Source organism: Nocardia sp. CC201C (genome assembly GCF_030010695.1).
GTDB classification, from domain to species: domain Bacteria; phylum Actinomycetota; class Actinomycetes; order Mycobacteriales; family Mycobacteriaceae; genus Nocardia; species Nocardia otitidiscaviarum.
In genome coordinates, this window is sequence record NZ_JASCXP010000600.1 from 1 (window position 1) to 3,146 (window position 3,146).

The following is a 3,146-nucleotide window of genomic DNA, read 5'->3' on the forward strand; positions in this document are numbered from 1 at the left end:
GTCACCGTGGCCACCGCGATACCCGCGCCCAGCGACAGCAGCACCAGCCCCGCCACCGCGCCGAGCGCCTTGCGCTGCATCGAATGCATCGGGGAGGCAGGGGTTTCCAGGCGCAGTGAGACCGAGGTGCCCATGGACAACGACTCCACGATGGGATCGTCGACGTAGTCGACGCCGACGTCCACACGGTGCGCGACGGTCCGCTCGGTCGGATAGATGATGGTCAACCGGCCGCCCGCCGGAATGAGCGGCCGCACCGAACGCAGATCCAGCTCACCGTGCACCAGACCGTCCGGTTCCTGCGCGATCACCTCCGTGGAGATGCGTTCGAGGCGGCCGCGCAGATCGTTGCGGGTCATATCCTCGACCCACTGCCACGCCGTGTACGCCAGCGGAATGCCGAGGACCAGCGTCGTCAGCGTCAGCGCGGCCACCATGGACATGAGAATTCTGCGCCGCATCGTCGACATGCCTCGCTTCACTGGGGGCTGCTCGGTGGTGCGCGCCTGCGCACGGACCAGGCTGTTCACCTAGTCGGTATTGAAGCGGAAGCCTACGCCGCGCACCGTCACGATTCGGCGTTCGGCCACCGGCCCCTCGTCGCCGATCTTGCGGCGCAGCCAGGACATGTGCATGTCCAAGGTCTTCGAACCGCGCAGGTCCGCGTCACCCCACACCTCGCGCAGGATGATCTCGCGCGGCACCACCTGTCCGGCCCGGTCGATCAGCACCTTGAGCAGTTCGTACTCCTTGTTCGCGAGGTTCACCTCCACCCCGTTCACCAGCACCCGGCGCGCGGCGGGCTCCAGGCGGATACCGCCGACCTCCACCGCCTCGTCCCCGATTCCGCTGCGGCGCAACAGCGCCCGCACCCGGGCCAGCAACTCGGCCAGCCGGAAGGGTTTGCCCACGTAGTCGTCGGCGCCCGCGTCCAGGCCCACCACGAAATCGACCTCGTCGGTGCGGGCGGTGAGCATGAGCACGGCCAGATCCGCGCCGCGCGCCCGCACCTGCCGGCACACCTCGAGGCCGTCCATCCCGGGTAGCCCGAGATCGAGGATCAGCAGGTCGTGCTCACCCTCCAGGGCGCGCTGCAGGACCGCGGGGCCGAAGCTCTCCACGGTCACCGAATAACCCTCACGCCCCAGCGCCCGCGACAGCGGTGCGGCGATGGCCTCGTCGTCTTCGGCCAGCAGTACGGCGGTCACGGACCAAGACTACGGGTAGAACCGTGCCGAACGCGCTAACGACCGTTGCCGTCGCGCGGGTCCTGTTGCACCACATCGAAAACCTGGTGATACACCAGCCCGTGCACCTGCTGCACCCGCGGGATGTCGGTGAACTCGAGCGGCTCCTCCGACGCCGAGGTGATGGTCAGGGTGCCCGCGCCCAGCAGCCGGTCGGTCAGGCCGTGACTGAACTGCACACTGGAGATGCGCGTCATCGGGATATCGATACCGGTGTGGGTGAGCACGCCTTCCCGGACCAGGACCCGGCGGTCGGTCACGATGAAATGCGTGGTTCGCCAGGCGATCAGGGGGACGATGCACCACCAGATCACCAGCAGCACCCACGCCACCGGCACCGCGATCATGAACCCGGTGCGCAGAATCCCCAGCGGAGCGCGCGAGGCCAGGCCGAAGCCGAAACCGGCCAGCGCGGTCACGAAGATGAAGGCGACAGCGGGTAGGAACAGCATCTTCCAGTGCGGATGGCGATGCAGCAGCAGCTGTTCGTCCGGTGCCAGCGCTTCCTCCGGGTAAGCCATACCGGCAGATTACCCCGGAAGGATGCTTCGAATACGGCACGCGGGACCTTGTTCTGCGGCACAATCGTTCGGCTGTAGGGGGAACCATCAGCTAGTCCCGCGCATGTGCACAGTCCTGCTCCACCCCGCATGACATCAGGAGGCGTGTGTGACCAAGGATCTGACCCAGCTCGAAATACTCATGGCGCTCGAACCAGTGGCCGAACAGAACCTGAATCGGCACCTGTCGATGGCCAAGGACTGGCATCCGCACGACTACGTGCCCTGGGACGAGGGCCGCAACTTCGCCGCCATGGGCGGTGCGGACTGGGATCCGGAGCAGTCCACGCTCAGCGAGGTCGCCAAGGTCGCCATGGTCACCAATCTGCTCACCGAGGACAATCTGCCCTCCTACCACCGGGAGATCTCCGAGAACTTCTCCATGGACGGGGCCTGGGGCACCTGGGTCGGGCGGTGGACCGCCGAGGAGAACCGCCACGGCATCGTGATCCGCGACTACCTGGTGGTCACCCGCGGCGTCGACCCGGTCGCGCTGGAGCAGGCGCGCATGGTGCACATGACCAACGGCGCCAAGTCGCCCGCCGAATGGGGCGGTTTCCTCGACAATGTCGCGTACGTGACCTTCCAGGAGTTGGCCACCCGGGTCTCGCACCGCAATACCGGGCGGGTGTGCGAGGACCCCGTCGCCGACCGCATGCTCCAGCGCATCGCGGCCGACGAGAACCTGCACATGATCTTCTACCGCACCCTGTGCGGGGCCGGACTGGATCTGGTGCCGGACCAGGCCATCGCGGCGATCACCAAGGTGCTCACCAACTTCGTGATGCCCGGCTACGGCATGCCCAACTTCCGGCGCAACGGCGTGCTCATGGCCAAGCACGGCATCTACGATCTGCGCCAGCATCTCGACGAGGTGGTCAAGCCCGTGCTCAAGCAGTGGAACGTCTTCGAGCGCACCGACTTCGGGACGCGCGGCGAGCAGGCGCGCGATCAGCTCGGCACCTGGCTGGAGAAGATGGAGGCCGATGTGCTCAAGTTCGAGGAGCAGCGCGACCGGCTGCTCGCCCGCGAGGCCGCGCGCGGCGAACTGCAGCCCGCCTGAGCGTTTTCCAGCCGTTATAGCCAGGCCGTAGGGTGTTCCCCCAGTGAGACTTGTCCGGTACGAGAGGATCTGGCGTGGGGGACGGTCAGCTGGGTCGGTACCGCCTCGACGAGCTGCTGGGCAGTGGTGGGTCGGGGCAGGTCTGGCGTGCGCACGACACCCTGACCGACCGCACCGTGGCACTGAAGGTGCTGGCCCCGGCTCTCGCCGCCGACCCCTCCTATCGGCGGCGCTTCGAACGCGAAGCCCGCGCCGGGGGGGGGGGCGGGGGGCGGG

The 3,146-nt window shown here is 67.5% G+C and carries 3 protein-coding genes and 2 pseudogenes; 2 read left to right on the forward strand and 3 right to left on the reverse strand.

What is annotated here, in order from left to right:
* The 3 genes and pseudogenes from QK444_RS34685 to QK444_RS34695 all read right to left on the reverse strand — a co-directional run.
* Positions 1 to 530: pseudogene (locus QK444_RS34685) on the reverse strand (hypothetical protein); the annotation flags it as partial.
* Entirely contained in the window at positions 531 to 1,208 is a 678-nt protein-coding gene (locus tag QK444_RS34690) for a response regulator transcription factor (RefSeq protein ID WP_282786230.1), read from the reverse strand.
* Positions 1,209 to 1,243: 35 nt separating this feature from the next.
* Positions 1,244 to 1,768 (reverse strand): PH domain-containing protein, encoded by a 525-nt coding sequence (locus QK444_RS34695; RefSeq protein WP_282786231.1) that lies wholly within the window; start codon positions 1,766 to 1,768, stop codon positions 1,244 to 1,246.
* A gap of 148 nt (positions 1,769 to 1,916) precedes the next feature.
* Here QK444_RS34695 and QK444_RS34700 point away from each other — a divergent pair, with 148 nt between their 5' ends.
* Positions 1,917 to 2,870 (forward strand): acyl-ACP desaturase, encoded by a 954-nt coding sequence (locus QK444_RS34700; protein WP_282786232.1) that lies wholly within the window; start codon positions 1,917 to 1,919, stop codon positions 2,868 to 2,870.
* A gap of 74 nt (positions 2,871 to 2,944) precedes the next feature.
* Positions 2,945 to 3,146 (forward strand): annotated as a pseudogene (locus QK444_RS34705) (hypothetical protein); the annotation flags it as partial.

Bases quoted from the DNA above. Each gene is read 5' to 3' on its own strand.
- QK444_RS34695 (WP_282786231.1), bottom strand. From the start codon at position 1,768: ATGGCTTACCCGGAGGAAGCGCTGGCACCGGACGAACAGCTGCTGCTG.